The sequence below is a fragment of the Natrononativus sp. DTA114 genome, assembly GCF_059736515.1.
This window is the reverse complement of the sequence record NZ_JCASSN010000003.1, coordinates 104,316-131,000: the sequence shown is the minus strand read 5'-3', so window position 1 is coordinate 131,000 and position 26,685 is coordinate 104,316. Positions and strand designations below refer to the sequence as shown.

Below are 26,685 nucleotides of genomic sequence, written 5' to 3'. Positions count from 1 at the left end.
GAACCGAGCTCGGGTCGGCTCACATCTCCAGGATCGAAAAGGAGAGTCGTCGGCGCGTAGATGGCCATTCGACCGCCGCCGGCGGCTACCGGTCGGCGGAGACGTACAGTCCGATCGCCCAGTGTTGATCCGAGAGGACGCTCTGACCGAAGCCGACGTTACCGTCGACGGCGCACAGCCAGCCGGCCCCCGTGTACCACGGATCGACGTGGTGCATCGCTCCGGAGTTCCAGCCGAAACGGTCGCCGGTCCCGGAGAGAAGCGGCTGCTCGAGTGCCTCTCGGTCCGTGTACGTCGTCGGCGAGAGCTCGGTTATCTCGAACGCCCGCACCGCGCCGCCGTAGCGCTCGGCGCAGTCCTGGTAGAAGACGAGGATTCGGTCGTCCCGCACGATGGGGCGGCCGGCCGGCCGCGTCGCGGACGGGCGACGGTCGACGACGGGGTTGCCCTCGTGAGGCGTCCAGTCGTCGGCCACGAGCGAGTCGCTGTAGTAAACGTGGAGCCGGTTGGCGTAGACGGAGTCGCCGACGATCGCCCACCAGCGATCGTTCCACCGGAAGACGACGGTGTCGTCGGTGCCGTGGTCGCTCGAGACCGGCGTCGCAACGGGCTCCCACCGTGTCGGAAACTCGACCGCCTCGTAGAGGGTGACTGTCGTCCCCTCGGGGCCGCCCTCCTCGGGAACCATGTAGTGGGTCCCCTCCCACTCGAACACGTACGGGAAGGAGAGGTGTTCGCCGGTGTTCAACACGACGCCCTGGTACTCCCAGCGGCGCCCGCCGTCCGGACTCGTCGCGTGGCCGATCACCGCATCCGGCGTCGCGGACTGGTTGAACACCTCGAAGAACATGTGCCACTCCCCCGCGGCCGTCACGTAGAGAAACGGGTCCGCCACGAAGTCGACCGCGCCGTAGTCGGTGACGTCGCCCGCGGTCAACACCGGATTGATGATCCCCGGAGCCGGCTCGAGCGCCAGCGGTTCGTCGGGCGTCTCGGGATAGGGGTAGATCGGGGTCGTCTCCCCGCCGTGGACGGATTCCGGCGAGCCTCGAGCGGTGGGCGAGTCGGTCACCCCGATCACCGACCCGGCCCGTCGCCTGATCGTCGGGAACGCGTGATGGGCGAGTTGACCACCTCGCCAGGCGAACCGGCGGACGTGGGGGACGCGTCTGGCCGTCAGCCTGGCCCGGTCGAACAGTCGTGAAGCGGTTACTGTCATCGCCTCGCGGTTGTCTCGAGTCGGCTATTGTTATCGAGTGGCTGACCGTCACGACCGCGGAGTAGTCCGTCCCTTCCGTCGCCGGACGACGCCTCGGGCCGTCCCCCGCGTACCGACGCGGCGAACCGAACTCCCCGTCACGGTGATTGTCACTCGAGTTGAACGTGGCAGAACAGCTATACGAGCTGCACGAACAGTGCAGGTATGGCCAGGCTTCGAGCGCTTCTCTTCGGCTCGAAACTGAAGACGGGCGCGACCGTGGTGGTGCTCCTGATCGGCCTCCTCGGCGGCGCGTTCGCGGTCGGCGTTCTCGGCGTACCGGCGATAGAAGGGCTCGAGAACACGTTCGGCGAGGTCACCGACGAGACGACCACCGTCGAGACTGATCTCGTGGTGTCGAACCCGAATCCGGTCGGTGTGAGCAGCGAGGACGTCTCCGTCTCCTACCGACTCGCGATGAACGACGTCGAGATGGCCGAGGGCGAAGCCAGCGACGTCTCGGTCGGGGCCGGAACCTCGAGGGTGCCGCTTTCGACCGAACTGGACAACGAGGCGATCCCGGCGTGGTGGGTGAGCCACGTCGACCGGGGCGAGCGGACGACGGTGACCGTCGACGCCACGGTGCGCTCCGACCGGCTGAACCGGGAGAGCGACGTGACCCACGAATACGACCTCGAGACGGACGTCATCGGCGAGTTCAACTCGACCGAAACGCGGCCCGTAAACGCAAACCAGCCGCTGGTCGACGATCCGGTCCTCTACATCAACGAAACCACCGGCGAGTGGGGCGAGGTCAGCGAGTCCGAGACGCCGATCGAGACGACGTTCGTCGTCCACAACCCGAACACCGAGCCGTACGCGATCACCGAACTCGGCTACGAGATTACGATGAACGACGTCGACGTCGGGGAGGGGGCGACCCACGGGGAGCACGTGATCGCCGGCGGGGCGACCGAGTCAGTCGAGGCGACCACCGCGATCGACGCTACTACCCTCGACGAGTGGTGGGTGACCCACCTCGACGAGGAGATCCACGGCCACCAGGTCACCGAACTCCGGATCGAGTTCTACGCGGTCCTCGAGCTTCCGACGGGCGAGGCAATCACCGTTCCGCTGGACGAGCTAACGTACGAGGAACGCCTCGAGACGGACGTCTTCGAGGAGGGGCTGCACTCGGATCGGGACGGGACGGAAGCCGGTGACGACGCCGCGGTGGACGATGGCAGCGACGGAAACGACCGGGAGAATACTGATCGAGATGCGGACGATGACGACGACCGCGGGGACGACGCGGCAGACGGCGATGACGCGGCAAGCGGCGGTGACGCAGACGATGACGGTACAGACGACAGCGATGACGGCAGCACCGACGAGGACGCGGACGACGGCCTCCCGTTGCCGTCGCTCGAGAGCACGCGGTAGCCACCTCGAGAAAGAAACCGCTCCGACGACCGACCGCTCTCAGTTGTAGACGCCCATCGCCTCGATCTGCTCCTGGTAGCGGTTTCGGATCGTGACCTCGGTGACCTGCGCGACGTCGGCGACCTCGCGCTGAGTCTTCTTCTCGTTACACAGCAGCGAGCCGGCGTAGATCGCCGCCGCGGCGTAGCCGGTCGGCGACTTCCCCGAGAGCAGTCCCTGCTCGGTCGTCACGTCGATGATCTCGTTGGCTTTCGACTGGACCTCCTCGGGGAGGTCGAGTTCCGAACAAAAGCGGGGCACGTACTTCTTCGGGTCGACGGGCTCCATCTCGAGGCTGAGTTCCTGGGCGATGTAGCGGTAGGTGCGCCCGATCTCCTTGCGGTCGACCCGCGAGACGGCCGACACCTCCTCGAGACTCCGGGGAATGCCCTCCATCCGGCAGGCCGCATAGAGGGTGCTGGTCGCGACGCCCTCAATCGAGCGACCGCGGATGAGGTCCTCCTCGAGCGCGCGCCGGTAGAGCACCGACGCCACCTCCCGGACCGACCGGGGGACGCCCAGCGCGCTCGCCATCCGGTCGGTCTCCGAAAGGGCGAACTGCAGGTTTCGCTCGCCCGCGTCCTTGGTCCGGATGCGCTCTTGCCACTTGCGCAGTCGGCGCATCTGGCTGCGCTTGTCCGAGGAGATCGATCGCCCGTAGGCGTCCTTGTTCTTCCAGTCGATGGTGGTCGTCAGCCCCTTGTCGTGCATCGTCTGGGTCGTCGGCGCGCCCACGCGGGACTTGCTCTGGCGTTCGGCGTGGTTGAACGCGCGCCACTCCGGCCCGTGGTCGATGGTGTCCTCCTCGAGAATCAGTCCGCAGTCCTCACAGCTGAGTTCGCTGCCGTCGGCGCTCCTGGTGATCGTACTCGACTGACACTCGGGACAGCGCGTCACCCCTTTCTCGTCGTCAGTCCGTTGTTTCGCGTCCGCGGTGCGTGTTTTTTCCCGAGTGTGGCGCGTCATTGGTGTAGAGAAAGTATCCGGAAAGGGATAAACGCTGTGAGCCAACCTGGCAACCACGCCACATAGTCACACCCCTACTACTCGTCGAGCCCCTCGGCAATCGACGCCAGGCTGTCCGACGGCGGCTCCCGGGCGGTGTAGACCGCCGACTCCCCCGGTTTCCGAAGTCCGTAGAGAAATCCCGAGACGACGACGTCGACGAGGACCGAGCCTCCCGCGCGGACGCCCTGCTCGGACACCCACGTCGACAGTCGGTCGACGCCCTCGCGCGGATCGCGGGCCACAGCGGGCGTCTCGTAGACACCCGGGATCGAGAGCTCCTCGCCGGTCAGCGCCCGTTCGACGCGGGCGTACAGCTCCTCGCTCCCGAGGACGACGCGGACGACCTCGTCGACGTCGAACCGCTCGCGGTCCTCGGCGGGAATCTCGAGTTTGTACCCCGTGGTGGTTTCCGTGAGCGTCGCCCGAACGGTGTGGACCGACGGGTGGTCGCTCGAAACGCGATCTGCCATGAAGGGAGGCGTGTTACTCGTCGTCCTCGCCGAGCAGCTCCTCGACGGAGCTGTCGCCGCGGGCGGTGATCGAGGTGTTGATCTGGGCGGTGGTGTCGGAAATTTCGCGACCGCGGACCGTGATGCGGCGGCGCTCGCCGTCGCGCTGGGGCTTGTAACCCGTCTGGCGCTCCTTCATCAGGACCTGCTGGAGGTTCGCGCCGGCGACGGTGGCGTTGAGCGGGCGGCCGGCGTCGTCGGAGCCGCCGGTGATCTCGAGCGTGTAGCCGTCGAGACCGACCGCGCTGCCGTCGACGTCGTCGCCGATCGATTTGCCGATGAACCGGTTCGCGTCCTGCTCTTCCGCCTCGAGCTGGTGTGAGGCCCCCGAATCGGGGTCGCCTACGACGATAGTGAAACTTGCCATGGGCGGGAAAAAACGGTCGGCGGTCAAAAATACGTCGATCGACCTTTTTTACCGAGGGCGTCGCGATCGACGGCCGTCGATCGCTCGACCCCCGGCAAAAAATCTCGACCAAACAAACGCCACTCGCTCGGCGCGGCCTCGCTCGTGGTCGGAATGCTGGAGACGCCTGCCCTTCCCCGCTGAGCGGAAGCGAAGCTTCCGCGATGCTCGGGAGAGTGTGCTCTCCCGTGGAGTCGTTCGGTCCGTCACCGTGTGACGGACGCGAACTCCCGGCCACGGTGTTTGGGACTGTGCGCAGCGAGGGACCCGAATTCGGCCTCGAATCCTCATCGCCGAGCGAGAGCACCGTTGTTCGGTTTCCGATCACCGTCGGACCCGCACCTGAACAGATCCCTTTGGGCGGGAGGGCAGCGCGGGCGTCTGCGTCAACTCCGTCTCGAGCGGGTCATAGTAGCGGCCGCTACGGTGGATCGCCACCAGCGAGGACGACCGGGTCCCCGCGACTCAAGTAGTGTCATCGCCTACGTCCGCTCGTGAGCATCGAACCTGAATCACTCGAGGCGCGCCTCCGCGAATCCTTCGGCGGAACCGACGGCCAGGCCCGCGTCGTCGCACGCCAGGCGGCCGACCTCGACGATTCGGGGCGGTACGCCGACGATATCGGAAGCGAGTTGACGAACGGGGTCGTCCTCGAGGAACTCGCCGACGCCCCCGACGGCGAACCGGCAGATCGGTGGAACTGGTGGATGAGCTCGCTCGAGCTCGCCTTCGGCGGCTACGAGCGCTTCGGCGTACAGCGGTATCGCCGGTAGCCAGGAGACGCGACCCCCTCGAGATCGCCGTCTGTGTCGTGTTGTGATCTCACAAACTGCAGAAAGAGTTTCGAAGCGAAACACCTTTTGAACCCCCTGACTAACTAGTCAGTTAGTGACCGATCCCGATACTCGCGAATCGATTATGACCGCCACGTACGAGGCGCTCTGTGAGCACGGCTACACGGATCTCACCGCACAGAACATCGCCGACCGTACCGAGAAGAGCAAATCCCTCCTGTTCTACCACTACGACTCCAAGGAGGACCTCGTCGCCGACTTCATCGAGTACCTCTTAGAGCGGTTCGACGAGCGCGTCGAGGAGAGTCGCGACCGCCCGCCGGTCGAGCGGCTGGCGACGTTCGTCGACTGGTTCCTCTACAGCCCCGACGACGCCGAACGCACCTCGTTTCACACCGCGATGCTCGAGCTGCGGACCCAGGCGCCGTACAACGAGCGCTACCGCGAACAGCTTCGAAAGAGCGACGACCGACTCCGCGGAACCCTCGAGGAGATTCTCGAGGCGGGAATCGAAGCCGGCGACTTTCGCGACCACGAGACGACCGAGATGGCCGCGCTGCTGATCGCCGCCTTCGACGGTGCCCGCATCCGCCAACTCACGATCGACCGCGACGCCTACCTCGAGCAGGTCCGTTCGGCCGCGACCGCCGAGATCATCGACGACCTGCTGGTCGGCGAGACGACGCTCCCCCGCGACCTCGAGCCGGCCGACGGGAGCGATCGAGAGGAAACCGCTGCCGACGACGGGGGAGAGCGGGCGACCGACGGTGAGGGGGCGTCCGCAGCGGCAGAGCCGGACGGTGACGTCACCGAATGAGCGAGAAGACCGATCGCTCGGTCAACGTTACCGACGGCGAACTGTTCACCCCGCTGATGGTGCTGTCGGCACCCATCGTCCTCTCGCAGATGCTCCAGGTGGGCTACAACCTCGCCGACACCTACTGGGTCGGTCGCCTGGGCAGCGACGCGGTCGCCGCGCTCTCGTACTCCTGGGCGATCGTCTTCCTGATGGTCAGCGTCGGCGGCGGGCTGACCGTCGCCGGTACGGTGCTCGTCTCCCAGTACAAGGGCGCGAAGGATTTTACCCAGTCCCACCACGTCGCGGGTCAGACGCTCTCGTTCGTCACGCTCGTGGCGCTCGCGTTCGCCGCCGCCGGCTACGTGCTCTCGCCGTGGATGATCCGGCTGGTCGGCGCCGAACCCGGTTCGGACGCCTACGTCTACGCCGTCTCCTACACCAGAATCGTCTTCCTCGGCGTGAGCTTCATGTTCTGGTTTTTCATCTTCGACGCCCTCTCGAGGGGCTGGGGCGATACCCGAACCCCGCTGTACCTGATGGGGATCAGCGTCCTGCTGAACGTCGTCCTCGATCCGTTCCTGATCCTCGGCTTCAGCGAGAACCCCGTCTTCGCCTGGATCGGCGCGACGAGCCTCGAGACCTCGCTGTACGCCGCGACCGGCTTCGACGGCTACGGCGTCGAGGGCGCCGCCATCGCGACCGTCTTCTCCCGCGGCGTGGCTGCGATCACCGGGATGTACCTGCTCTTTTCCGGCCGGGTGGGTCTCGAACCCTCGCTCTCCGATCTGTGGCTCAAACGCGAGACCGTCGGGAAGATCCTCGACATCGGCGCACCGGTGGCGACCGAACAGGGCTTTCGGGCGTTCGGAATCACCGTCCTCACCGCGCTGATCGCCCTCGCCGGCACCGAGGCCGTCGCCGCATACGGGATCGTCAACCGGCTCTCCTCGCTGATGTTCCTGCCGGCGCTGGGGCTGGCCCGCGGCACCGAAACCGTCGTCGGTCAGAACTTGGGGGCCGAGCAGGTCGACCGGGCCAGGCGGGCGGTCAAACTCAGCTCGATCGTCATCGTGGCCGTCTTCGCCGTCGTCGTCGCCGTCGCCTACCCGCTCGCCCACGAGATCACCGCCTTCTTCATCGAGGGCGAGGACTCGAGTCAGGTGGTCGAGTACGGGGCCGCCTTCATCCTGATCGCCGGCCCCTCCTACGTCTTCCTGGGGGTGTTCCAGATGCTGCTGGGCGGACTCCGGGGCAGCGGCTCGACGCGGGCCGCGATGGTGCTCTCGATCCAGGAGCTGTGGGTGTTCCGCATCCCCGTCGCTGCCGTCGGGATCATCTACTTCGACATGGGCGTCCACGGCGTCTGGTACGCCATCGCCCTCTCCTACGTCCTCTCGGCGATCACAACCGCCGCCTGGTTCCTCCGCGGGACCTGGACCGAGAACGTCGTCACCGACGACGCTCCCACCCCGACCCCCGGTGATTGAGATGTCCGAAAACGGCAGCCTCGACGAACTCGAGCCCGGCCCCGCCGCGTCGTCCGCGGTTAGCGCGGCCGTCTCAGCGGCGCTCACGCCGTCCGACCGGTCGCTTTCGGTCGCGCTCTGTCGGGCCGGCGCCGACCGCGCTCGAGCGGCGCTCGCGGATCTCGAAACCGCGGCGACGGACACGACGCTCGACCGCACGACGATCGCACGACTCAAGTACGCATCCGTCATTGCAGTTCGACAGGAGGAGAACGGATGAGCGAGTCGACGCGTCCGCTGTGGCCCGCCTACCCGCTGTCGGCACTGGTCGCCGGCGCTGGCCACTGTTATCTGGGCTACTGGAAGCGCGGGGCGATCTGGTTTCTCCTGTACGTGCTCGCGCTCGGCTTTCTGAGCGCGCGCTCGCTGTCAGGCGCGTTCGACCCCGGTTCGCCGTTCGTCGTGACGGCACTCCAGTTCGAATCGGTGAGCTACGCCGACGTGGCGGTCCCGCTCGCGGTCGTCCTCGTCTGCCTGCTCGACGTCTACCTGCTCGGACTGGCCGACCGCCGCGGATCGAACCGATGAACGGAACCGTCTCGAGACGAAGCCGAGAACGATGAACCTCGAGTTCTGCGGCGGGGCCGGCGAGATCGGTCGCAGCGCGGTCCTGATCGACGACTCGCTGCTGCTGGATTTCGGGATGGATTCCGGAAACCCGCCGCAGTTCCCGGTGGGCGACGTCAACCCCGACGCCGTGGTGGTCAGCCACGGCCACCTCGACCACGTCGGCTCGCTGCCGACCCTGTTGTCGGGCGACGCCCGGCCGCCGGTCCACTGGACGCCGCCGACGCGCGACCTCGCGATGGTACTCGCGCGGGACACCCTGAACCTCCACGGCGTCTCGTCGAGCGGAGCGAGACGAGGCTCGCGGCGTCTTCGACGACGCGGCGGAACGTACAACTGTCCGTTCACCGAGGCAGAACTCGCCCGCCTCACGCAGGTCTCCGAAACCCACGCCTACGACGAGACGTTCACCGCCGCGGGTTACGAGGTGACGTTCTTCGACGCGGGCCACATCCCGGGCAGCGCCCACGTCCTCGTCGACGACGGCGACACCCGGCTCCTGTACACGGGCGACTTCCACACCGAGGACCAGGCACTCGTCGCCGGAACGACGGCCCGTCCCGACGCCGATGTCGTGATCTGTGAGAGCACCTACGCCGATACGACCCGCCGGCCCCGCGCGGAGATCGAGCGGGAGTTCGCCGAGAGCGTGAAAACGACCCTCTGGGAGGGCGGCACCGTCGTCGTCCCCGCCTTCGCCATCGGCCGCACCCAGGAGATGCTCTGCCTCTGCGAGCGGTACGACCTCGAGTGTTACGTCGACGGGATGGGCAAACGCGTCACCGAACTGTTCTTGCGCCCGCGCAACCGCGAGTTCCTGCGCGACCCCGAGCTGCTGCGGCGGGCGAAGGGCAACGCCCGGTTTGTCGACGGCCGGGACGGCCAGCGAAAGCGGATTGCCGAACAGAACACCGTCATCGTCACGACCAGCGGGATGCTTCACGGCGGCCCCGCGATGACGTACATTCCCGAGATCCGCGACCGGCCGGTGAACAAGATCGCCCTGACGGGCTACCAGGTCGAGGGCACCCCCGGTCGAGAGCTCCTCGAGACCGGCAGCGCCGAGATCGACGGCCGGGTGATGCCGGTCAGCGCCCAGGTCGAGGCGTACGATTTTTCGGCGCACGCCGACCGACGCGGATTACTGGCGTTTCTCGAGTCCTACCGCGATTCGACGGTGGCGGTCGTCCACGGCGACCGCTGTGGGGAGTTCGCGGGAGAACTTCGAGAGGAGGGGGTCGATGCAACCGCACCGGACCTCGGCGAAACGATTACGCTCCGGAACTGAGGCCATCGTCGCTCGCGAGGCGTCCCGTTCGGAGACCGGTCGAGAGGAAGAGACGATGCGCCGACGGAACGGGCGAGGCGAACGACCGACGGAGGACGGGACACTGAGAGCATCCCCCTTTAGAAGTGACGTGCTGATCACGACTGTCGACGGACTCGTCGAGAATCGGGAAGTGACAGCACGCTCGCCCAGAACCGTTAACTAACCGCGAAACGTTCTTTTCCAGAACAGCAATGGATCTCGACCCGCGCACCGAAACCCAACTACAACTGTACTGCGATGCCCGCAACCGCGCCATCCGCGACATCCTCGACGAGGCGGGTACGCTCCACGTGACGGAACTGGCAGACCGACTCGTGGCCCGCGACGTGACGATGGTCAACTCGACGACCTACGACGAAAAACTCGAGCGGGTACACATCGAACTCCATCACAAGCGACTCCCGAAGTTAGCCGAGTCCGATCTGATCGAGTACGACCCGGACGCGAACCGCGTCAGCCGGAACCCATCACCAGCGTCCACCGTGGACTGGCGGGACGAGCGGGATCTCGAGGGGCTGCTAACACAGATCGCGGACGATCACTTGGACGACGAGGGCGATATCGGCGTGATCGAGGGGCTCGAGTCGGCGTTCGAGTACGCACGGAAGCTGGCCGGCGAGGCCGAAGAGGAGCTGTTCACGATCTACGTCAGCACCGACCTCCTCGAAGACGAGTGCGTCCGTCACGGCGAAACGGCACTCGACCGCGGCGTGGAAATCTACATCGGCTCGCAGAACGAAACCGTTCGCGAGCGCTGTCGAGAGGGGCTCCCAGGGGCGACCGTCTGGGAACCCCAGCTCGACTGGCTGAACACGCCGGCGTATCCGCGAGTAGGCCGGCTCGTCCTCGCGGACCGACGGGCGGTGATGCTGTCCGTCCTCGAGGAGCCGCCGACCGGAGAGGACCCGCCCGAGGAGACGGCACTCGTCGGCGACGGTGTCGACAACCCCCTGGTCGTCCTCGTGCGCGAACTGCTGGGACCACGACTGGACCACCTCGATTACCAGAGCACCGACTTTCGAAGCGAACTCCCATCCAGACAATGACCGACAACGACATCGACGACGCAACGGAGACCGACGACCCGACACGGAGTGAGAGCATCGTCTACGAAATCGACTCGAGCGAGCGCCCCAGCGGGGCCGTCGTCCGTGCCGTCTCGACGCTGACAGACACGCCCGTCCTCGACCTGGATCCGCTGTACGACGTGATCGATCCCGAGCACCTGGATGGAACGATCGACGGTCCGAACGGCGGCGGTGCCGTCGAGGAGCGTTCCGTTACGTTCCGGTTCAACGGGTGTCGAGTGACCGTGAACCGGGACGCGGTTCGCGTTGAAGATCTCGAGTGAAGGAGGGGGGCGGCGCTGCTCGACGCGGGACGGAGCCGGGAACGAATCGGAAAGAGCTCGAGACGGTTCTATTCGGTTCGGCGGTCCTCGAGCGCCTGTCCGACGCGCGAGCGAGTGTCGACTCGCTTCTCGCCGATCGTTGCGCCGACCATGGCGCCGAGGGCGGCGCCAGTGCTGGCGGCGTTGCGGCTGAAGAGGCCACCGGCGGCGGCACCGACGGCGGCGCCGATCGCGGCGTGACGGGCACGACTCAGAACACGGTCGAGACGAACGGGTCCCATAGTGGTATCGATTGGTTACGGAGCCGTATAAACACCGTTGTCTTCGCTCCGACGGAGTGAATCTCGACGCGGACTCGACCACCGACGACGGGTGGTCCGCCGACGCCACGAACGCCTATGATCGTGGCCGTCGTCGAGCGCATATGACGGCTGACTCCGAGGATTTCGAGCTGAGCGACGCCGAAGCGGACGCGCTCCACGACCTCCAGGTCGGTATCGAGTACGTTTACCGGGCGTACGGCGACCTGCTCTCGTTCCACCACGAACTCGGTCACGCGATGGACCGGATGGCCGACGCGGAAGACCGCCTCCGCGAGGCGGGTCACGAGGAGTGGGCCGACGACCTGCGCGACGACCACCTCCCCGCGGGCGCGATCAGCGACCAGTGGACGTTCGAACTCGTCGAGGAGTTCTCGGAGGCGTTTCTCGAGGACGTCGCCGCCTTCGAGGCGGACGTGCGCGACGAACTGGCGGACGGCCTCGATCACGTGAGCGAGCGCCGACAGAAACGGCGGCTGCGCGAGCGGGCGGAGCGCGAACGCGATCCGTGAGGTAACGCTTTGCCGCCGGTCGGCGTAGCGCCCGCTATGACCGACCGGTACGACGTCATCGTCGTCGGCATCGGCGGGATGGGGAGCGCGACGGTCGCCGAACTCGCCGACCGCGGGGTCGACGTGCTCGGCCTCGAGCGCTACGACGTCCCCCACGCCTACGGCTCCTCCCACGGCATCACGCGGATCATCCGCCTGGCGTACTACGAGCACCCGAGCTACGTTCCACTGTTGCGGCGGGCCTACGAGCGGTGGGACGACCTCGAGGCCGCCCACGACCGCCGCCTGCTGTACCGGACGGGATCGGTCGACGCGGGGCCGGCCGACGACCCGCTCGTCGAGGGCTCCGAGCGGTCGTGCGTGGAACACGACCTCGAGTACGAGCGCCTGACCGCGACCGAGATCGGCGAGCGGTTTCCGGGCTACGACCTCCCCGAAGCCTACGAGGGGATCTACCAGCCCGAGGGGGGCTTTCTCGTCCCCGAGCAGTGTATCGTCGCCCACGTCGAACGCGCCCACGAGCGGGGGGCGACGATCCGGGCGCGAGAGCGGGTCCTCGAGTGGTCGGAAACCGGCGATGGCGTCCGGGTCGAAACCGATCGGGGGAGCTACGAGGCCGACTCGCTGGTGGTCACCGCGGGCGCCTGGACGGGGAGATTCGTCCCCGAACTCGCGGACGTGCTGGTACCCGAGCGGCAGGTGTTGGCGTGGCTCCAGCCGACGGAACCCGCACGGTTCACCCCCGAGACCCACCCCGTCTGGAACCTGCAGGTTCCCGAGGGACGGTTCTACGGTTTTCCCGTCTTCGAGGTTCCCGGCTTCAAGTTCGGCAGGTACCACCACCGTGAGGAGGTCGTCGATCCGGAGACGATGAACCGCGAGCCGACCCAGGAGGACGAACGCGTGCTTCGGGCGTTCGCCGAGCGCTACTTCCCGACGGGGGCGGGGCCGACGATGCGACTGCAGACCTGCCTCTTTACGAACACGCCCGACGAGCACTTTGTCGTCGACACGCTACCAGACCAGCCACAGGTCGCCGTCGGCGCCGGCTTCTCGGGACACGGCTTCAAGTTCGCCAGCGTGATCGGCGAGGCCCTCGCCGACCTGGCGCTCGAGGGTGACACCGACCTCGAGATCGGGATGTTCGCCCTCGATCGGTTCACCGCCTAGTCGACGCCGCAAACCGCTTCACCGCGCCCTGTGCCGCCCGATGTCGCCGGTTCGACAACTCAGCCACAGTGTTCGACCGCCGGGTCGGATCGAGTGACGGCAGCGAGTACGCGGTGGATCGCGTCGACATCGCGAACCACGATTCGTCCGTCGTCGTGATCGTACTCGAGTGCGCCCGCACTCTCGAGTTTGGGCAGGTGAACGTGGTGGAGTTCGATCTCGAGCTTCGAGGCCGATAGCGAGCGATCCGTCGGATTCGGGTCCGACGAGAGACGGTCGGCGAGTGCGTCGACTGCGATGGCGTTCGCATCGCACTCGTACAGGAGTCGGACGATGTGCTGGCGCGTCGAGTGTGCTAGCACGTCGAACGCGGTGGTGTGTGGTGGACCCGCCATTGAAACTGCGTCGGACCGCTGGACAGTTGCAACCTGTGGTGGTCATAACAACGGGTTTATTTGCGAAACTCATTCGGATTCCGACAGCAATTCGTGGCGAGAACGGCTACTCGAGTCGATTCGGGGGAGTTATCGGTAGTCGGCCGGCGAGAGTAGCGACGTTCGAAGCACCTTGTCCGCACCCCGCTTGATCCGCTTTGAGGTCGCCTGCTGGGAAATTCCAAGCTCAGCAGCGATTTCGGAGAGATCCGTCTCCCGCGGGACTTTGAAGTACCCCTTCCGGACGGCGAGGACGAGCGCCTCCCGCTGATCCGGCGTCAGTTCGAACGCCCGGCCGGCCCGCGATGCCTCGGTGAGCGTGTAGACGCGGCCGACGCGGATCGAGATTCCGTGGTCGGTACAGACGTTGTAGAACTGTCCCAGGAGATCGTGGGACGGAAACCGCACCCGGAAGTTCCACTGACTGGCGTCCGTGTCGTCGTCGCTGTACGCCTCGAGGACGACCGCACTGGTCTCGACGAGCGCCTCGAGCAGGCCGACGCCGTCGTTGTGCCAGTCGACGCGATAGAGTGCGCTGTCCTCGATCCGGTCGAACTGCGTTATCGCGTCGATATGTGGGTCGGAGAGCGCCCGCTCTTCGAACGCCTCGAGGTCGTCGCCCGTCGCCCAGAAGTACGGAATCATCGCTGAATTCGTCGGAACGATCTCCTCTAGCGAGATCGAAACGTCGCCGTTCGCCGTCAGCGTGGAGCCGAACAGGAATTCGTCCGTCGGAACCGAGAACTCGACGATGACGCTCATAACGGGTATAGGTTGCGCGGACGTTTGACGGTTGGCCCACGGGGTCGTGACGTATCACGATTCCAAGGTGCCACGGCTGCGGATGCTGTCGATACTCGGCGGGAGGCGTCGCGACCGTGGAGCCGGCGAGCGGGGAAGACGCAGCGCTCGAGACGACGGCTCTCGGGGGCGAGACGCGAAAAAACGGTGGGGACGAACGCGGTCAGTCGTCGGCGGTCGCGGCGCCGGAGTCCTCGGCCTGGTCTTTCGTCCAGGAGAGTTTGCCGCCGGCGGCGAGGATATCGCGCTCGCGCTCGGAGGCCTTGAGCTGGGCCGTGATCTCGTAGTCGTCGTTGATGCGGACGGTGAACTCCTCCTGGCCGCTCGTGACGGCCTCGCGAACGTCGTCGACGATCTCGATCTCGTCGCCCTGATCGATGTTCTCGTAGGCCTCCTCGTCGATCGTCAGCGGGACGATCCCGAAGTTGAAGAGGTTCGCGCGGTGGATCCGGGCGAAGCTCTGGGCGAGAACGCCCTCGATCCCGAGGTACATCGGACAGAGCGCGGCGTGCTCGCGGCTCGAGCCCTGGCCGTAGTTCTCGCCGGCGACGAGGAAGCCGCCGTCGGCTTCCAGCGCGCGCTCGGCGAACGTCTCGTCGACGCGGCTGAGGGTGAACTCACTCAGTTTCGGAACGTTCGACCGGTACATCAGGATGTCCTGGGTCGCGGGGATGATGTGGTCGGTCGTGATGTTGTCTTTCATCTTGAGCAGGGCCTCACCCTGCATCTCGGAATCGATGCCGTCGCGCAGCGGCACGTCGCCGATGTTCGGGCCCTTGATCAGTTCGTCGTCGACGGCCTCCTCGGGGCTGATGAGGTCGGTCTTCGACCCGGTGTACTCCTCGGGGAGTTCGACGCCGGGGTCCTCGAGGTCGCCGAGTTCCTCGGCGAGATTCCGCGGATCGATGATTTCGCCTTTGAGCGCCGCGGCGGCGGCGACCTCCGGCGAGCAGAGGTAGACGTTGTCGTCCTCGATGCCCGAGCGACCCTCGAAGTTGCGGTTGAATGTGCGCAGCGAGACCGAATCGGAGGCGGGCACGTGGCCGATCCCGATACAGGCGCCGCAGGTCGCCTCGGAGAAATTGACGCCGGCGGCCATCATCTCGGCGACCCAGCCCTCGCGGGCGAGCATCTCGGAGGCCTGTTTGGAGCCGGGTGCGACGATCGTCTCGGTCTCCATCGAGGTTTCACGCCCCTCGAGCATCTTCGCGACCGGCAGGATGTCCTCGTAGCCGCCGTTCGTACAGGAGCCGACGATGACCTGCTCGACGGACTCGCCTTCGACCTCGCTGACGGGGACGACGTTGTCCGGCATCGAGGGTTTGGCGATCAGCGGCTCGAGCTCTCCGAGATCGACGACGATCTGGTCGTCGTACTCGGCGTCGTCGTCGGGCTGGAGCTCGACGTACTCGTCGCCGCGGCCGACGCGATCGAGGTAGTCCTCGGTCTGATCGTCGGTGCCGAAGATCGAGGTGGTCGCGCCGAGTTCAGTGCCCATATTGGTGATCGTCATCCGCTCCGGTGCCGTAAGCGTCTCTGCACCGGGGCCGGTGTACTCGAGGATCTTGCCGACGCCGCCCTTCACGCTCAGGCGACGCAGCATCTCGAGGATGACGTCCTTGGCGGTGGCCCACTCGGGAAGTTCGCCTTCCAGCCGCACTTCGACGACTTCGGGCATCTCGATGTAGTAGGGGGCGCCGCCCATCGCGACGGTGACGTCGATCCCGCCCGCGCCGATGGCGAGCTGGCCGAGGCCGCCGGGCGTCGGGGTGTGGCTGTCCGAACCCAGCAGCGTCTTGCCGGGCGCGGCGAAGTTCTCGCGGTGGACGTTGTGACAGATACCGTTGCCGGGGCGAGAGAAGTGAGCGCCGTAGGTGCCGGCAGCAGAGCGCAGGAAGCGGTGGTCGTCGGTGTTCTTGAAGTCGAACTGGTAGGTCTGGTGGTCGCAGTACTGGGCGGCGACCTCGGTCTGGACCTCGTCCAGTCCCATCGCCTCGAACTGGAGCCAGACCATCGTCCCGGTCGTGTCCTGTGTCAGTACCTGGTCGATCTCGATCCCGATCTCCTCACCGGTCTCGAGTTCGCCCTCGACGAGGTGGTCGTCGAGGATTTTCTCGGTAAGCGTTTGTCCCATAGCACCCCGAATATCGGCCGCCCCGAGTGATAAATCCAGCGTGTTCTGTCGGGGAAGACCATGTACATTTCGCCCGGAACGGACGTTTTCGCGCAAGTTTTGCGCGGTAGTCGAACAGACGGGCACCGGCCTCGAGCCGGCGTTCGGCCACCCAGGTCGCGAAGCGTGAGCGACGTCGCCGGACCGCTCGAACGCGATACGTTTTTCTCGGTCCCACGGTCTTCTCGAAGCATGTACCGTTCCGGCGCCTTCGTCGCCGACCACGTCTCGCCGACCACGGACGACCAGATCCAGCCCAACGGCGTCGACCTCACCCTCGACGTCGTCTTCGACCAGCTCGAGCCCGGCCGCATCACCGCCGACGAGAAGGAGATCGGCGACCGGATCGCCCGCCCGCTCGAGCAACTCGATCGGAAAGCCCCCGACACCTACTATCTTCCGGAGGGTGCGTACATCGCCCGCTACCGCGAGCGGATCGTGATTCCGGAGGACCACGTCGGCTTCGTCTACCCCCGATCGTCGCTCATGCGTAACTCCTGTATGCTCAACACCGCCGTCTGGGACGCTGGCTACGAGGGTCGCGGCGAGGGGCTGTTGCAGGTCCACCACGACATCGAACTCGAGCGCGGCGCCAGAATCGCTCAGTTGGTGTTCGCCGACGCCGACCACGAGGAGGTCTACGACGGGAGCTACCAGGGCGAGAACCTGGACTGAGATCAGCACTCGGAGGCGTTGTCCCGGGCGCTCGAGCGCGGGGGTCGCCAGTGCGACGCGATCTCGAGTCGTACGTAATTCCGAGTTACTCTCCGCCTATACGGAACGTGCAAGCACGAGACTATTTTGGCTGGTCGGCGGACCTGGCGTATGGTCGTCGCATCACTCGTCGTGTTCCTGGTCAGCTTGCTCATCGGTGCAGTCGGCATCTACGTCGGTGCGCGCGTGATCGTCGGCGCCGGCGACTACGATCACGCGATCGTCACCGCGTTACTCGGGGCGATCGTGTGGGCAATCGTCGGCTTCTTCGTCGGGTGGATCCCGCTGCTGGGGCCCCTGCTCGCCCTGCTCGCGTACATCGCGATTATCAACCTCCGCTACCCGGCGGGGTGGACCGCCGCCGCGATGATCGCCCTCGTCGCGTGGGTGACGGTGCTGATCGCGCTGTACGCGCTCGCGGCCGTCGGCCTCACCGAGTTCGGCGCGGTCGGCGTCCCCGGCGTCTAATCCGCTCTCGGCCGCCGCGGGAGAGCGGCGAGTCAACAGCTACTTATCGGATTCCTTGAAAGAGGACGCGTATGTCCTCCAGAACCGACCGACGGACAGCCGGCGTCGGCGCGATAGCGGGCGTCGCCGCCTACGTGCTCGGCTACCTCGTTACCTACGTCAGCCAACGCGGCGCCGTCGACGACCGACTCGAGACGTTCAATTTCGTCACCGCGCTGTTCGGCGGCGAGCCGATTCCCTCCTGGCAGGCGGTCGGCTGGCTATTCTACAACGCCCACTTCGTCGCCACCGAACTCCCGGCGCTGGGCGGCACGCGAACGGAGAACTTCGTCGCGAGCGCCGATGGCGGATGGCTCGCGCTTCTGTACCTGCTCCCGCCGCTTGCGCTGCTCGGGGCGGGGTTCGTCATCGCGTCGTACTCGAGGGGCGACGCACTCGAGAGCGCCGGCCTCGAGGGCGCTCTCGTCGTCCTCGGCTACCTGCCGCTCGCCGCCCTCGGCGTCGTCGTCTTCGGCTACGCGATCGGCGACGGAACGGTCGCCCCGGACCCGATCACTGCGGTGTTGCTCGCCGGCGTCGTCTACCCGCTCGTCTTCGGCGGCGGTGGCGGTGCCCTCGCCGCCGTCGTCGGTCGTCACTGATCGCCGCCACTCGCCGACGGCTTCTCGGCACTGACACGGTGAGTCGTGTTCCACTCGAGATCGGCCGGTTCGCGTACCGTTTTCCTTCTCGCCTGCGTAAGCCAATTCATGATGGCGACGACCCACGCGTTCGCCGGCCTCGCGGTCGTCGCCCCGCTCGCGTACGTCGCACCCGAGTACGCCACGCCGCTCGCCGTCGGCGCGCTCCTCGGCGGGATCGCCCCCGACGTCGACCTCGTCGCCGGCCACCGCCGGACGCTACACTTTCCCGTCCTCGGCATGCTTCCGGCCGTTCTCGGTATCGGCGTCGCCCTGGCGGTCGCCTCGAGTGCGACTGTCGCCCTCGCGGCGTTCCTGGTCGCGGCGTGGCTCCACGCCGCGGGCGACGCGCTCGGCGGGGGCCTCGAGATGGACCCCTGGCGGAACCCCACCGAACGGGCCGTCTACGACCACCTTCGTGGCAGGTGGATTCGCCCCAGACGCTGGATCCGCTACGACGGCGCCCCCGAGGACGCGGTCCTCGCCGTCGTTCTCGCCGCCCCTGCCCTGATCGTGTTCGAAGGATCCCTCGTCGCGGTGATTCTCGGTGGGCTCGCCCTCTCGGTCGGCTACGCGCTGTTCCGGCGGCGGATCGCCGAGTGGGCGCCCGCGTGGCTCGAGTAGGCTACTCGAGCGTGTAGCCCCCGATCCGGGAGACGGCGTACCGGTAAGAGAGGAGCGGCGCGAGCGCGAGCGGCAGGAACGCGAGCCAGCCGACGAGTCGGACCGCGCTGGCGTCGACCGCCGGCAGTCCGACGAGGCCGGTGAGCCACGAGAGCGCGGCGGCGAGCGGTGCCAGCGCCGGCTCGTAGCTCAGCACCGACAGCGCGGCGGCGAGGACGAGAACGGCGAGGGAGTAGAGCGCAGCAGCGGTCTTGCTCGGGACGACCACCGACCGGTTGCGGGTCACGGAAACGTGTCCGAAGCGGGGAAAGGCGACGCCGACCCCCGTCGCCAGCGCGGGGGCGGCGACGACCCCGACGACGGTCGCGAGGAGCACCCCGGCGACGTCGGCCGTCGAAAGCGGGCTGAACCCGGCTGCGAGGCCCACGAGGACCAGTGCGGGCGGCAGAACGGCGACGACAGCCACGAGAAGTCGCCCTCGGACGACCGCTCGAGCGGCCGCCGGCACCGACAGCGTCGTCGGCAGCGTCGCCCCCTGCTCGCCGAGTGGGTTCAGCGTGAACGCCATCCCGGCCGCCCAGACGACGTAGGCGAGCACCAGCGGCGGCACCCACGCCGGCACGGTGCCGGTCGCCTGGAGCGACGCGAGCGTCTGGCGGGCGGGTTCGATCGCAAAAAATGCCGGGTAGAGCAGAAATACCAGTCGAACGGGCGAGCGGACGGTTCGTCGCCAGACCGTGATCGCGACGCTGCGGGTCCGACGGCCGGTAACGGGTGCGAGCAGTCGCTCGAGTCTCGAGGCGCTCGTTCCAACGGCGTCGTCGGTCGTCGACCGCGGTCGGTCCGAGAGCCAGTGGTAGGCTGCGACTCGGGGTGCGACTGCGAGCGTGGCCGCGAGGAACGCGAGGGAGAATCCGAGACCCGTGGCGGCGACGGCCGGCGTCGGCGCGAAGCCGGGAGCGGCGAGGACCAGGAGATCGGCGAGCCAGCTTACTGGCCAGTACTGGAGCGGACCGTAGAGGGCGGCGAACACCGAGTCGACCCGTCCGGTGACGAAAACGCCGACGTAGGCGACCGCCAACCCGATCGCGAGCGGCGTTTTGATCCGGACGATCGGCTCGTAGCGAGTCGCGAGGTGTCTGATCGCCACGCCGAGAACGAAGCCCGCGGGAACGGCGAGACTCACCACGAGCGGTCCGACGAGCGCGAGTGCGACGAGCACGCCCGGCGACGCCGCCCCGACCGCGAACGCGCCACCGACGCAGAGGAGAGGGACGGCGAGCCAGCAACAGAGGGTGAGCGCTTCGGCGAGCAGCTTTCCGGAGACGAGATCACGGATCGGGACCGTCGAAAGCAGCAGTGGGGCGGGTTCGAGGTCGGCGATTTTGGCGAACGTTCGAACGGAGACGACGACGGTGAGTACCACCCAGAGGAGCCCGACGATTCCGCGGCCGACCGAGAGCATCGAGGGCTCGACGATCGTCGGGTCCGCCCGAATGCGCCGACCCAGGACGTACGCGCCGACACTTCCGCCGGCGGTGAACACCGTCGCCATCGTCACCAACAGGAGTGTCGCGATCGCCTCGCGCGGCGTTTCGACGATCGAGCGAACGGTGCGGTGAAGCTCCCCGCGTGCGACGCGACGGCTCACCGCAGTCGACCCGGGAAGTCGGGCGGTGAATCGGTCCCTGCTCATCGAGTGCTCACCGCTCGGGTCGAACGGACGGCGCGGGGCCACACGGCGGCGACGGCGGGCGATCGGAGGACCATAGCCGGTCGTTCTCCCTCGAGACAAAACCCTGTATCGGTCCTGTCACGAGCGTGCCCGGTTCGCCGCTGGAGCGAGTCGCAAGGCTGATACCGGCCGTCTTCGACGTGGCTCGTATGCTCGAGCACCTGACCCACGTCGTCGCACGCACCACACATCTGGTGTTTGCGGCCCTCTGGGCCGGTAGCGTGGTCTACGTCGCTCTGGTCGTGCTGCCGCTCGCCCGGGACGGCGCGTTCAACACGACGAAACCCCTCGAGACGCTCTCGAGCAAACTGACCACGATATCTCGGGTGAGCGCCGTCGTCCTGTTGCTGACCGGTGGTCACCTGGCCGGCACGGGCTACAGCATCGGCGGCGGCACCGGTCCGGATCTGTTCACGTCGCCGAACGGCCAGCTCGTCGTGTTCATGGTCGTTCTCTGGCTCGCACTGGCCGCGCTGGTCGAGATCGGCGCGAGCCGGTTCGAGTCCGGACTCAACGGGAAGAAACTCCGCGAACCTGCACACGACGCGTTGCCGATGTTCCGGGCGGCGGCGGTCGTCGCGATCGGGCTACTCGTCGTCGCCGGGCTGATCACTACGAACGCCGCGGGACTGCTCTGAGCGACCGATTGTCTGGAATGCACCAACATATTCGCAGGCGCACATTGTACCGCACCGAAGTTCTCAGAATTGAATATTGTCGGGAAAGATACTTAGCCGATTACTGTAACGTGAAGGCATGGTGATCAGGGGCAAGGACGTGGCCGTCTCGCTGCTCGTGGTGGGAACCGCGGCTGCAGCCGGATACGCCCTCCAGTCCGGGCGTGCACGCGACGTGAGTGCGCGCTCGAGCGCCGACATCGGCGCCCGAATCGTCGAAGAGATACCCCAGAACGCGACCGTCGTTGACGCCTCGAGCGACCGCCTCCGGACGATTCCGGGCGCGCGACGGGCGATCGACCGGGCGATTCGCAACGACGCGCGCGAGGAGTGGGAACACGTGACCCTCGAGCGCGACGGTGCGTGGGACGTCGTCGACGTGGTTCGACGGTCGCTCCCCTACCACGACGACGACGACGGCACCTACAACGGCGTCTACGTTCGCTACGACGACCGCGTCGTCGTCGTCGACGCGATCGGCTGGGCGCGGGTCCAGGAGCCACTCCAGTAACTCGAGCGCGTGTCGGCCGCTGCAGATGTAACGTGGTGCTATCGGTGAGTAGCCCTCGCTGTGGGTCGGCGACTACGACTCCGCACACCGGTGCTCGATCCGTTCGTGGGCGACCGGCTCCCCCAGCGGACCGTCGGGCCCGACCGGCTGTTCGAGGTAGTAGACGGTCAGTTGCGCAGTTCCCTCAGGGGCGCTCTCACAGAGAGACGCCGCTAACGGTTCGTAGCGCGTCTCGTCCGCGTACCGCATCTCCGTGAGATAGCGATGCCAGAGCACCGTCGGGTAGGCGTCCGCGGCGTCCGGCGGCGGCCCACGGTCGACCGCCCCGCCACGGAGCACGTCGGTCGAGTCCGCGGGGCCGGTCGCCTCGGCGACGTACCAGCGGTTCGCGTCCGGCGGGTTCGGGGCGAACATCGCCCAGCTGTACTCGTCGGGGGCGACCTCGAGCGAATCCGGCGAGTCGACGACCCCGATCACGGCCGCCTGCCAGAGCAGTACCGCGACGAGAAAGCAGGCGACAACGACCGACCCCAGCCGTCGACCCAGTCGCCGAACCCCCGGTGGGAGAGAGACAGACGCGGCTGGTCCCGGGAGCGCGGTCGGATCGGGGAGTCGGCCAGCGAGCGACGCTGGCGCGCGCTCGAGGGCGGCGGTTTCGACTCGGTTCCAGACTCGCGGCGGGAGGAACAACAGCAGGCCGGCCGTCATGACGAACGGAAACAGCCCGAGCCGCATCGTCACCGCCATCCCGAGGTGGGCGGCGACGAACGCGGCGGCGAGGGCGATCCGGAGTCGACCCGTGAGCACGAGGAGGAGCGGCGACGCGGCGAGGAGGGCGATCCAGAGCCAGTTTATCGCGACGAGCAGCGGCGGGAGGTCTGCGAGGAACGGGCCGAGGAGGACGATGTGAGCCTTGAGGTGGAAGATCTGCCGGACTGCGGTGCCGTCCATCCACGCCTCGCTCTGGAACTTGAAGATCGCGTTCGTCGCGTAGATGACGACGAAGTACAGCAGCGTCGCCGCCCCGCTGACGGCCAGAACGGTCTCGCTGCGGGGACGTCCGCGCCGAGTGGCATCGAGCGACCACCGGGCGCCGAGTGGAAGAAAGAGTCCGAGAAACAGAAACGACAGCAGGATCGTATCGCCGCCGTTGAGCACGTAGGGGTTCCGGGCGTGCAGCGAGGCGAGCAGGACGAACGAGACGGCCGTCGCGAGCCGGGTTCGATACCCCACGAGCAGACAGCAGGCGACGACCGCGGCGAGGGCGAACAGGAACGCCTGAGCCCACGCCGACCCGGAGAGGGCGTGGATCGAAAGCGACGCGAGCGAGGGAAACAGTTCAGCGTGGACCGAGCGCGGGAAAACCCCCGCATCGGTGTAGAACGTGCGGAGCCCCGGCACGCGGTAGACCGCCAGATCCGCCAGGACCAGCAGTCCCAGGGCGATGCGAAACGCGGCGAGCGCCCGCGGATCGATCCCGAGCCGCGAACGGAGGAGAGATCGGAGTCGCGTGGCGGTCGCTTGGCGATCCGTGCGCTCGAGCGACGCTCCTGTGGAACCCGACATCCGCTGCTATGGCTGATTCGATTATAATCAATCTGATAAATATCTTCTCCCTCGAGGCCGCCGATGGCGAGAATCACGACGACCGATCGGACGCGTCGAACCACAACCACTACCTCACCCCCCGCCGCATCTCCGCGCATGAGACTGGGCGTCATCGGACTCGGACGGATGGGACAGATCGTGACGCGGCGGGTGCTCGAGGCGGGCCACGAGGTCGTCGCCTTCGACCTCGAGGCCGAGGCGGTCGCCACGGCTGCCGACGCGGGGGCCGAGCCGGCGGAATCGATCGCCGATCTGGCGGACCGACTGGGCGAGGAGAAACGCATCTGGCTGATGGTCCCCGCGGGCGCGCCGGTCGACGCGACGCTCGAGGAACTCGAGGCCCACCTCGACGGCGATGACGTGGTCGTCGACGGCGGCAACTCCTACTTCCAAGACACCGTTCGCCGCGCCGAGTCCTGCCCCGCGGCCTACCTCGACTGCGGGACCTCCGGCGGGCCTGCGGGTGCGGAACTGGGCTTCTCGCTGATGGTCGGCGGTCCCGAGGACGCCTACGACGAGTTGACTCCCGCGTTCGACGCGGTCGCCACCGGCCCCGACGGCCACGCCAACATGGGCGAGTCGGGGTCGGGCCACTACGTCAAGATGGTCCACAACGGCGTCGAGTACGCGCTGATGCAGGCCTACGGGGAAGGGTTCGAACTGCTCCACGAGGGCCGGTACGACCTAGATCTCGAGGCCGTTGCGGGCGTCTGGAACAACGGCGCGGTGATCCGGTCGTGGCTGCTCGAACTCTGCGAGGAGGCGTTCCGCGAGGAGGGGAGCGACCTCGGGGATGTCGCGGATCGGATCGAAGGGGGCTCGACGGGCACCTGGACGGTCCAGGAGGGGCTCGAGCAGGAGGTGCCGGTGCCGCTGATCTACACGGCGCTTTCCGAACGGTTCGGCTCGCGGGCGGACGACGGCCGGTTCTCGCGGCGACTCGCCAACCGACTGCGCTACGGCTTCGGTCGCCACGAGGTCCCGCGGCGGGAGTGATCGCGCCGGCTCCTCGAGGCGTCGGCGTCCGGAAGCGGGCGACGACGAGTCGGAACACCGAAGCGTGAGAACGAAGATTCGGCGGACGTGAACGTACTGGTCATCCTGGGCCACCCCCGCACCGACAGCCTGTGTGGTGGGCTGGCGGAAGCGTACGCCGAAGGCGCACGCGAGGCCGGCCTCGAGGTTCGGGAACTCGCGCTCGGGGAGTGCGAGTTCGACCGCGACGTCCACGCCGAGTGTCCGAGCGACCAGGCCCTCGAGCCGGATCTCGCGGCGGCCGAGCGGGACCTCGAGTGGGCCGACCACCTCGTCTTCGTCTACCCGAACTGGTGGGCGACGATGCCCGCCGTGTTGAAGGGGTTTTTCGACCGGTTGTTTCGTCCGGGCTTCGCCTTCTCGATGTACGAGGAGGGCGAGGGCGCGGGCCACGAGAAGCTGCTGTCGGAGAAGACGGCGGAGCTGGTCGTGACGATGGACATGCCGCCGTGGGTGTACCAGTGGATCTACCGTCAGCCGGGAACCAACGCGATCAAGCGCGGCACCCTGGGGTACGCGGGAATCGAAACCACGCGCGTCACCGAGTTCGGGCCCGTCGAGGACTCGACGCCCGAGGAGCGCGAGGGGTGGCTCGAGCGGGCCGAAGAGCTGGGCCGGCGCCTCGAGAGCGGCCCGTGGTCCGACCGACAGCGGGTGGTGGATCGAGCGACGACCTGGATCGGTGCCCTCCGCCTGCAGTTCTACCCGATGGCGTGGATCGCCTACACCGTCGGGGCGCTCGCCGCCGCCGGCTCGGGAGTGTTCACCTCGGCCGTCTACTGGCTGGGGTTCGCGTTCCTGTTCTGTCTCGAGGCTGCCACCGTGTTGAGCAACGAGTACGCCGACTACGAGACCGACCGGCAGAACACGTTCGCGGGGCCGTTTACGGGCGGCTCTCGAGTGCTGGTCGAGGGTGACCTCTCGTTCGGGGACCTCAGGCGGGGAATCGGCATCGCGCTGGGGCTCGCGGGTGCGTTCGGGGCTGGTGTTCTCGCGATAGGGGCCGGTTCGCTGCCGGCGATGGCAGGTGCGATAGTGGTCCTGTCGGTGCTCGCACTCGGCTACACGCTTCCGCCGCTGAAGCTGGCCTACCGAACCCTCGGGGAGTTCGACGTTGCGATCACCCACAGCATCGGCGTGTTGCTCTGTGGCTACCTCTTCCTCGGCGGCGGCTTGCTCGAGGCGGAGCCGTGGCTGCTCGGTCTCCCGTTCTTGCTCTCGATTCTCCCCTCGATCACGCTGGCGGGCGTCCCCGACTACGCCGCCGACCGCGCCGCCGGCAAGAAGACGCTCGCGGTCCGGTTCGGGGTCGGCGGCGCGGCCGCGGTCGCCGCCGGGACCGCTCTGCTCGCCGCCGCCGTCGGGAGCCTCTGGCAGCTCCTGGGAATCGTCGACGCCTACGGGCCGGCGATCTACCTCGGAATCCCGCACGCGCTGGTGATCGTCTGGCTGTTGCGGACGCGACTCGACCTCGAGGCGCCGGGGCGAATCGACGTGCTAATGGTGGCGTCGCTGAGCTACATCGTCTGGTTCGGCGTCATCCCGCTGGTCGGCCTGCTGTGACCGCCCCGACGGCGCGATCGACTCCCACAGCCGCGACCCGCACGACGACCGAAAGGCAATACAGTTAAACCACCACACCCAAATCCCTCGCATATGGACTACAGCCAGATGGGGCTCATTCTCGGACTCGTGATGACCCTGGGGGCCGTGGCCCTCCACTATCTCAAGGGGACGCCCTGGACCCCCCGCGAGGACATCACACAGGAGGTCCTCGAGCACCGCGCCAGCACCGTGCCCGAGACCGACTTCCCCGAACCGATGAACCGCGCCATCGGCGGCGGCGGCGCCGTCGCGGTCGGCGGCGGGGAAGCCGGCGGCGAACTTGAGGAGGGCGAAGACGGGGACGGCGGTGCCGCCGCGGGTCCCGGCGACATCCCCGAAGACGAGATCGAACACTACGAGATCGAGTTCGTCAAGGAGGGCGCGACGATCGAGGTCGCGAACAACGAACCGCTGCTCGACGCCGGCGAGGACGAGGGCTGGGACCTCCCCTACGCCTGCCGACAGGGCCAGTGCGTCTCCTGCGGTGGCAAAATCTCCGGCGACGCGAACGAACTCGTCGAGCACGACGACCAGCAGATGCTCGACGAAAACGAGATGGGCGACGGCTACGTGCTCACCTGCGTCGCCTACCCCCGCGGCGAGTTCTCCATCGAAACCAGCGAGACGCCGTAATCCGGGTTCGTGCGG

The 26,685-nt window shown here is 67.2% G+C and carries 30 protein-coding genes; 20 read left to right on the top strand and 10 right to left on the bottom strand.

The window, feature by feature from the left end:
- Positions 1-85: 85 nt before the first annotated feature.
- On the bottom strand, positions 86-1,219 hold the full coding sequence (locus AC6I6S_RS10595) for a glucosamine inositolphosphorylceramide transferase family protein (RefSeq protein WP_497950006.1): 1,134 nt from the start codon (positions 1,217-1,219) through the stop codon (positions 86-88).
- Positions 1,220-1,423: 204 nt separating this feature from the next.
- Between AC6I6S_RS10595 and AC6I6S_RS10590 the strand changes: the two genes are divergently transcribed.
- Entirely contained in the window at positions 1,424-2,641 is a 1,218-nt protein-coding gene (locus tag AC6I6S_RS10590) for an LEA/WHy family protein (protein ID WP_497950005.1), read from the top strand.
- Between the two features lie 39 nt (positions 2,642-2,680).
- Here the strand turns inward: AC6I6S_RS10590 and AC6I6S_RS10585 are convergent, their stop codons facing one another.
- From AC6I6S_RS10585 to AC6I6S_RS10575, 3 genes are all read right to left on the bottom strand, one after another.
- Positions 2,681-3,646 (bottom strand): transcription initiation factor IIB, encoded by a 966-nt coding sequence (locus tag AC6I6S_RS10585; protein ID WP_497950004.1) that lies wholly within the window; start codon positions 3,644-3,646, stop codon positions 2,681-2,683.
- A gap of 77 nt (positions 3,647-3,723) precedes the next feature.
- Positions 3,724-4,158 carry a DUF7112 family protein gene (locus AC6I6S_RS10580; RefSeq protein ID WP_497950002.1) on the bottom strand — a complete coding sequence of 145 codons (435 nt, stop codon included), beginning with the start codon at positions 4,156-4,158 and terminating at the stop codon, positions 3,724-3,726.
- Positions 4,159-4,171: 13 nt separating this feature from the next.
- Entirely contained in the window at positions 4,172-4,564 is a 393-nt protein-coding gene (locus AC6I6S_RS10575) for a 30S ribosomal protein S6e (RefSeq protein ID WP_497950001.1), read from the bottom strand.
- Positions 4,565-5,097: 533 nt separating this feature from the next.
- Between AC6I6S_RS10575 and AC6I6S_RS10570 the strand changes: the two genes are divergently transcribed.
- The 8 genes from AC6I6S_RS10570 to AC6I6S_RS10535 all read left to right on the top strand — a co-directional run bounded on the left by AC6I6S_RS10570 (position 5,098) and on the right by AC6I6S_RS10535 (position 10,970).
- The gene (locus AC6I6S_RS10570) at positions 5,098-5,376 is read left to right on the top strand and encodes a WNWW family protein (RefSeq protein ID WP_497950000.1); all 279 of its coding nucleotides are present in this window, start codon (positions 5,098-5,100) and stop codon (positions 5,374-5,376) included.
- Between the two features lie 115 nt (positions 5,377-5,491).
- Positions 5,492-6,214 carry a TetR/AcrR family transcriptional regulator gene (locus tag AC6I6S_RS10565; RefSeq protein ID WP_497949999.1) on the top strand — a complete coding sequence of 241 codons (723 nt, stop codon included), beginning with the start codon at positions 5,492-5,494 and terminating at the stop codon, positions 6,212-6,214.
- The gene (locus AC6I6S_RS10560) at positions 6,211-7,683 is read left to right on the top strand and encodes an MATE family efflux transporter (protein WP_497949997.1); all 1,473 of its coding nucleotides are present in this window, start codon (positions 6,211-6,213) and stop codon (positions 7,681-7,683) included. The genes AC6I6S_RS10565 and AC6I6S_RS10560 overlap by 4 nt, the downstream gene beginning before the upstream one ends.
- A 1-nt stretch (position 7,684) precedes the next feature.
- Positions 7,685-7,942 carry a hypothetical protein gene (locus tag AC6I6S_RS10555; RefSeq protein ID WP_497949996.1) on the top strand — a complete coding sequence of 86 codons (258 nt, stop codon included), beginning with the start codon at positions 7,685-7,687 and terminating at the stop codon, positions 7,940-7,942.
- Positions 7,939-8,250, top strand: coding sequence for a hypothetical protein (locus tag AC6I6S_RS10550; RefSeq protein WP_497949995.1), 312 nt, complete (start codon positions 7,939-7,941; stop codon positions 8,248-8,250). The genes AC6I6S_RS10555 and AC6I6S_RS10550 overlap by 4 nt, the downstream gene beginning before the upstream one ends.
- Positions 8,251-8,281: 31 nt before the next feature.
- Positions 8,282-9,577 carry an MBL fold metallo-hydrolase gene (locus AC6I6S_RS10545; RefSeq protein WP_497949993.1) on the top strand — a complete coding sequence of 432 codons (1,296 nt, stop codon included), beginning with the start codon at positions 8,282-8,284 and terminating at the stop codon, positions 9,575-9,577.
- A 233-nt stretch (positions 9,578-9,810) separates the two neighbouring features.
- Positions 9,811-10,665, top strand: a complete 855-nt coding sequence (locus tag AC6I6S_RS10540) for a DUF7344 domain-containing protein (RefSeq protein ID WP_497949992.1) — start codon at positions 9,811-9,813, stop codon at positions 10,663-10,665.
- Positions 10,662-10,970 carry a HalOD1 output domain-containing protein gene (locus AC6I6S_RS10535; protein WP_497949990.1) on the top strand — a complete coding sequence of 103 codons (309 nt, stop codon included), beginning with the start codon at positions 10,662-10,664 and terminating at the stop codon, positions 10,968-10,970. Before AC6I6S_RS10540 ends, AC6I6S_RS10535 begins: the two co-directional genes overlap by 4 nt.
- 68 nt (positions 10,971-11,038) lie before the next feature.
- On the opposite strand, the gene AC6I6S_RS10530 is transcribed toward AC6I6S_RS10535, so the two are convergent.
- The gene (locus AC6I6S_RS10530; protein ID WP_497949989.1) at positions 11,039-11,251 is read right to left on the bottom strand and encodes a glycine zipper 2TM domain-containing protein; all 213 of its coding nucleotides are present in this window, start codon (positions 11,249-11,251) and stop codon (positions 11,039-11,041) included.
- A 143-nt stretch (positions 11,252-11,394) separates the two neighbouring features.
- On the opposite strand from AC6I6S_RS10530, the gene AC6I6S_RS10525 reads away from it, so the two are divergent.
- Together AC6I6S_RS10525 and solA are read left to right on the top strand one after the other, a co-directional pair.
- Complete coding sequence (locus AC6I6S_RS10525) at positions 11,395-11,802, top strand: hypothetical protein (protein ID WP_497949988.1); 408 nt, start codon at positions 11,395-11,397, stop codon at positions 11,800-11,802.
- Between the two features lie 36 nt (positions 11,803-11,838).
- Complete coding sequence (gene solA, locus AC6I6S_RS10520; protein WP_497949986.1) at positions 11,839-12,972, top strand: N-methyl-L-tryptophan oxidase; 1,134 nt, start codon at positions 11,839-11,841, stop codon at positions 12,970-12,972.
- 59 nt (positions 12,973-13,031) lie between these two features.
- Here the strand turns inward: solA and AC6I6S_RS10515 are convergent, their stop codons facing one another.
- The 3 genes from AC6I6S_RS10515 to AC6I6S_RS10505 form a co-directional block, all read right to left on the bottom strand.
- Positions 13,032-13,367 (bottom strand): DUF7344 domain-containing protein, encoded by a 336-nt coding sequence (locus AC6I6S_RS10515; protein ID WP_497949985.1) that lies wholly within the window; start codon positions 13,365-13,367, stop codon positions 13,032-13,034.
- Between the two features lie 129 nt (positions 13,368-13,496).
- Positions 13,497-14,168: a helix-turn-helix domain-containing protein gene (locus AC6I6S_RS10510; RefSeq protein WP_497949983.1), complete on the bottom strand. Its 672-nt coding sequence runs from the start codon at positions 14,166-14,168 to the stop codon at positions 13,497-13,499.
- 202 nt (positions 14,169-14,370) lie between these two features.
- On the bottom strand, positions 14,371-16,341 hold the full coding sequence (locus AC6I6S_RS10505; protein ID WP_497949982.1) for an aconitate hydratase: 1,971 nt from the start codon (positions 16,339-16,341) through the stop codon (positions 14,371-14,373).
- Positions 16,342-16,572: 231 nt separating this feature from the next.
- Here AC6I6S_RS10505 and AC6I6S_RS10500 point away from each other — a divergent pair, with 231 nt between their 5' ends.
- From AC6I6S_RS10500 to AC6I6S_RS10485, 4 genes are all read left to right on the top strand, one after another.
- Positions 16,573-17,055, top strand: coding sequence for a deoxyuridine 5'-triphosphate nucleotidohydrolase (locus AC6I6S_RS10500; RefSeq protein ID WP_497949980.1), 483 nt, complete (start codon positions 16,573-16,575; stop codon positions 17,053-17,055).
- Between the two features lie 150 nt (positions 17,056-17,205).
- Positions 17,206-17,562, top strand: coding sequence for a hypothetical protein (locus tag AC6I6S_RS10495; protein ID WP_497949979.1), 357 nt, complete (start codon positions 17,206-17,208; stop codon positions 17,560-17,562).
- A 71-nt stretch (positions 17,563-17,633) separates the two neighbouring features.
- A complete protein-coding gene (locus tag AC6I6S_RS10490) occupies positions 17,634-18,203 on the top strand; it encodes a DUF7978 family protein (RefSeq protein ID WP_497949978.1) in 570 nt (189 codons plus the stop codon).
- Between the two features lie 111 nt (positions 18,204-18,314).
- A complete protein-coding gene (locus tag AC6I6S_RS10485; RefSeq protein ID WP_497951465.1) occupies positions 18,315-18,866 on the top strand; it encodes a metal-dependent hydrolase in 552 nt (183 codons plus the stop codon).
- 1 nt (position 18,867) lies between these two features.
- On the opposite strand, the gene AC6I6S_RS10480 is transcribed toward AC6I6S_RS10485, so the two are convergent.
- On the bottom strand, positions 18,868-20,562 hold the full coding sequence (locus AC6I6S_RS10480; protein WP_497949976.1) for a hypothetical protein: 1,695 nt from the start codon (positions 20,560-20,562) through the stop codon (positions 18,868-18,870).
- 188 nt (positions 20,563-20,750) lie between these two features.
- Here AC6I6S_RS10480 and AC6I6S_RS10475 point away from each other — a divergent pair, with 188 nt between their 5' ends.
- Both AC6I6S_RS10475 and AC6I6S_RS10470 read left to right on the top strand, forming a co-directional pair.
- The gene (locus AC6I6S_RS10475; protein WP_497949975.1) at positions 20,751-21,239 is read left to right on the top strand and encodes a copper resistance protein CopD; all 489 of its coding nucleotides are present in this window, start codon (positions 20,751-20,753) and stop codon (positions 21,237-21,239) included.
- A 118-nt stretch (positions 21,240-21,357) separates the two neighbouring features.
- Positions 21,358-21,789: a hypothetical protein gene (locus tag AC6I6S_RS10470; RefSeq protein ID WP_497949974.1), complete on the top strand. Its 432-nt coding sequence runs from the start codon at positions 21,358-21,360 to the stop codon at positions 21,787-21,789.
- 72 nt (positions 21,790-21,861) lie between these two features.
- Here the strand turns inward: AC6I6S_RS10470 and AC6I6S_RS10465 are convergent, their stop codons facing one another.
- Positions 21,862-23,355, bottom strand: a complete 1,494-nt coding sequence (locus tag AC6I6S_RS10465; RefSeq protein ID WP_497949972.1) for an HTTM domain-containing protein — start codon at positions 23,353-23,355, stop codon at positions 21,862-21,864.
- Positions 23,356-23,493: 138 nt separating this feature from the next.
- Here AC6I6S_RS10465 and gnd point away from each other — a divergent pair, with 138 nt between their 5' ends.
- From gnd to AC6I6S_RS10450, 3 genes are all read left to right on the top strand, one after another.
- Entirely contained in the window at positions 23,494-24,393 is a 900-nt protein-coding gene (gene gnd, locus AC6I6S_RS10460) for a phosphogluconate dehydrogenase (NAD(+)-dependent, decarboxylating) (protein WP_497949971.1), read from the top strand.
- A gap of 87 nt (positions 24,394-24,480) precedes the next feature.
- Positions 24,481-25,995, top strand: coding sequence for an NAD(P)H-dependent oxidoreductase (locus AC6I6S_RS10455; protein WP_497949970.1), 1,515 nt, complete (start codon positions 24,481-24,483; stop codon positions 25,993-25,995).
- A gap of 93 nt (positions 25,996-26,088) precedes the next feature.
- On the top strand, positions 26,089-26,670 hold the full coding sequence (locus AC6I6S_RS10450) for a 2Fe-2S iron-sulfur cluster-binding protein (RefSeq protein ID WP_497949968.1): 582 nt from the start codon (positions 26,089-26,091) through the stop codon (positions 26,668-26,670).
- Positions 26,671-26,685 lie beyond the last annotated feature (15 nt).

Bases quoted from the DNA above. Each gene is read 5' to 3' on its own strand.
- AC6I6S_RS10595 (WP_497950006.1), bottom strand. From the start codon at position 1,219: ATGACAGTAACCGCTTCACGACTGTTCGACCGGGCCAGGCTGACGGCC.
- AC6I6S_RS10590 (WP_497950005.1), top strand. From the start codon at position 1,424: ATGGCCAGGCTTCGAGCGCTTCTCTTCGGCTCGAAACTGAAGACGGGC.
- AC6I6S_RS10585 (WP_497950004.1), bottom strand. From the start codon at position 3,646: ATGACGCGCCACACTCGGGAAAAAACACGCACCGCGGACGCGAAACAA.
- AC6I6S_RS10580 (WP_497950002.1), bottom strand. From the start codon at position 4,158: ATGGCAGATCGCGTTTCGAGCGACCACCCGTCGGTCCACACCGTTCGG.
- AC6I6S_RS10575 (WP_497950001.1), bottom strand. From the start codon at position 4,564: ATGGCAAGTTTCACTATCGTCGTAGGCGACCCCGATTCGGGGGCCTCA.
- AC6I6S_RS10560 (WP_497949997.1), top strand. From the start codon at position 6,211: ATGAGCGAGAAGACCGATCGCTCGGTCAACGTTACCGACGGCGAACTG.
- AC6I6S_RS10555 (WP_497949996.1), top strand. From the start codon at position 7,685: ATGTCCGAAAACGGCAGCCTCGACGAACTCGAGCCCGGCCCCGCCGCG.
- AC6I6S_RS10550 (WP_497949995.1), top strand. From the start codon at position 7,939: ATGAGCGAGTCGACGCGTCCGCTGTGGCCCGCCTACCCGCTGTCGGCA.
- AC6I6S_RS10545 (WP_497949993.1), top strand. From the start codon at position 8,282: ATGAACCTCGAGTTCTGCGGCGGGGCCGGCGAGATCGGTCGCAGCGCG.
- AC6I6S_RS10540 (WP_497949992.1), top strand. From the start codon at position 9,811: ATGGATCTCGACCCGCGCACCGAAACCCAACTACAACTGTACTGCGAT.
- AC6I6S_RS10535 (WP_497949990.1), top strand. From the start codon at position 10,662: ATGACCGACAACGACATCGACGACGCAACGGAGACCGACGACCCGACA.
- AC6I6S_RS10530 (WP_497949989.1), bottom strand. From the start codon at position 11,251: ATGGGACCCGTTCGTCTCGACCGTGTTCTGAGTCGTGCCCGTCACGCC.
- AC6I6S_RS10525 (WP_497949988.1), top strand. From the start codon at position 11,395: ATGACGGCTGACTCCGAGGATTTCGAGCTGAGCGACGCCGAAGCGGAC.
- solA (WP_497949986.1), top strand. From the start codon at position 11,839: ATGACCGACCGGTACGACGTCATCGTCGTCGGCATCGGCGGGATGGGG.
- AC6I6S_RS10515 (WP_497949985.1), bottom strand. From the start codon at position 13,367: ATGGCGGGTCCACCACACACCACCGCGTTCGACGTGCTAGCACACTCG.
- AC6I6S_RS10510 (WP_497949983.1), bottom strand. From the start codon at position 14,168: ATGAGCGTCATCGTCGAGTTCTCGGTTCCGACGGACGAATTCCTGTTC.
- AC6I6S_RS10505 (WP_497949982.1), bottom strand. From the start codon at position 16,341: ATGGGACAAACGCTTACCGAGAAAATCCTCGACGACCACCTCGTCGAG.
- AC6I6S_RS10500 (WP_497949980.1), top strand. From the start codon at position 16,573: ATGTACCGTTCCGGCGCCTTCGTCGCCGACCACGTCTCGCCGACCACG.
- AC6I6S_RS10495 (WP_497949979.1), top strand. From the start codon at position 17,206: ATGGTCGTCGCATCACTCGTCGTGTTCCTGGTCAGCTTGCTCATCGGT.
- AC6I6S_RS10490 (WP_497949978.1), top strand. From the start codon at position 17,634: ATGTCCTCCAGAACCGACCGACGGACAGCCGGCGTCGGCGCGATAGCG.
- AC6I6S_RS10485 (WP_497951465.1), top strand. From the start codon at position 18,315: ATGGCGACGACCCACGCGTTCGCCGGCCTCGCGGTCGTCGCCCCGCTC.
- AC6I6S_RS10480 (WP_497949976.1), bottom strand. From the start codon at position 20,562: ATGAGCAGGGACCGATTCACCGCCCGACTTCCCGGGTCGACTGCGGTG.
- AC6I6S_RS10475 (WP_497949975.1), top strand. From the start codon at position 20,751: ATGCTCGAGCACCTGACCCACGTCGTCGCACGCACCACACATCTGGTG.
- AC6I6S_RS10470 (WP_497949974.1), top strand. From the start codon at position 21,358: ATGGTGATCAGGGGCAAGGACGTGGCCGTCTCGCTGCTCGTGGTGGGA.
- AC6I6S_RS10465 (WP_497949972.1), bottom strand. From the start codon at position 23,355: ATGTCGGGTTCCACAGGAGCGTCGCTCGAGCGCACGGATCGCCAAGCG.
- gnd (WP_497949971.1), top strand. From the start codon at position 23,494: ATGAGACTGGGCGTCATCGGACTCGGACGGATGGGACAGATCGTGACG.
- AC6I6S_RS10450 (WP_497949968.1), top strand. From the start codon at position 26,089: ATGGACTACAGCCAGATGGGGCTCATTCTCGGACTCGTGATGACCCTG.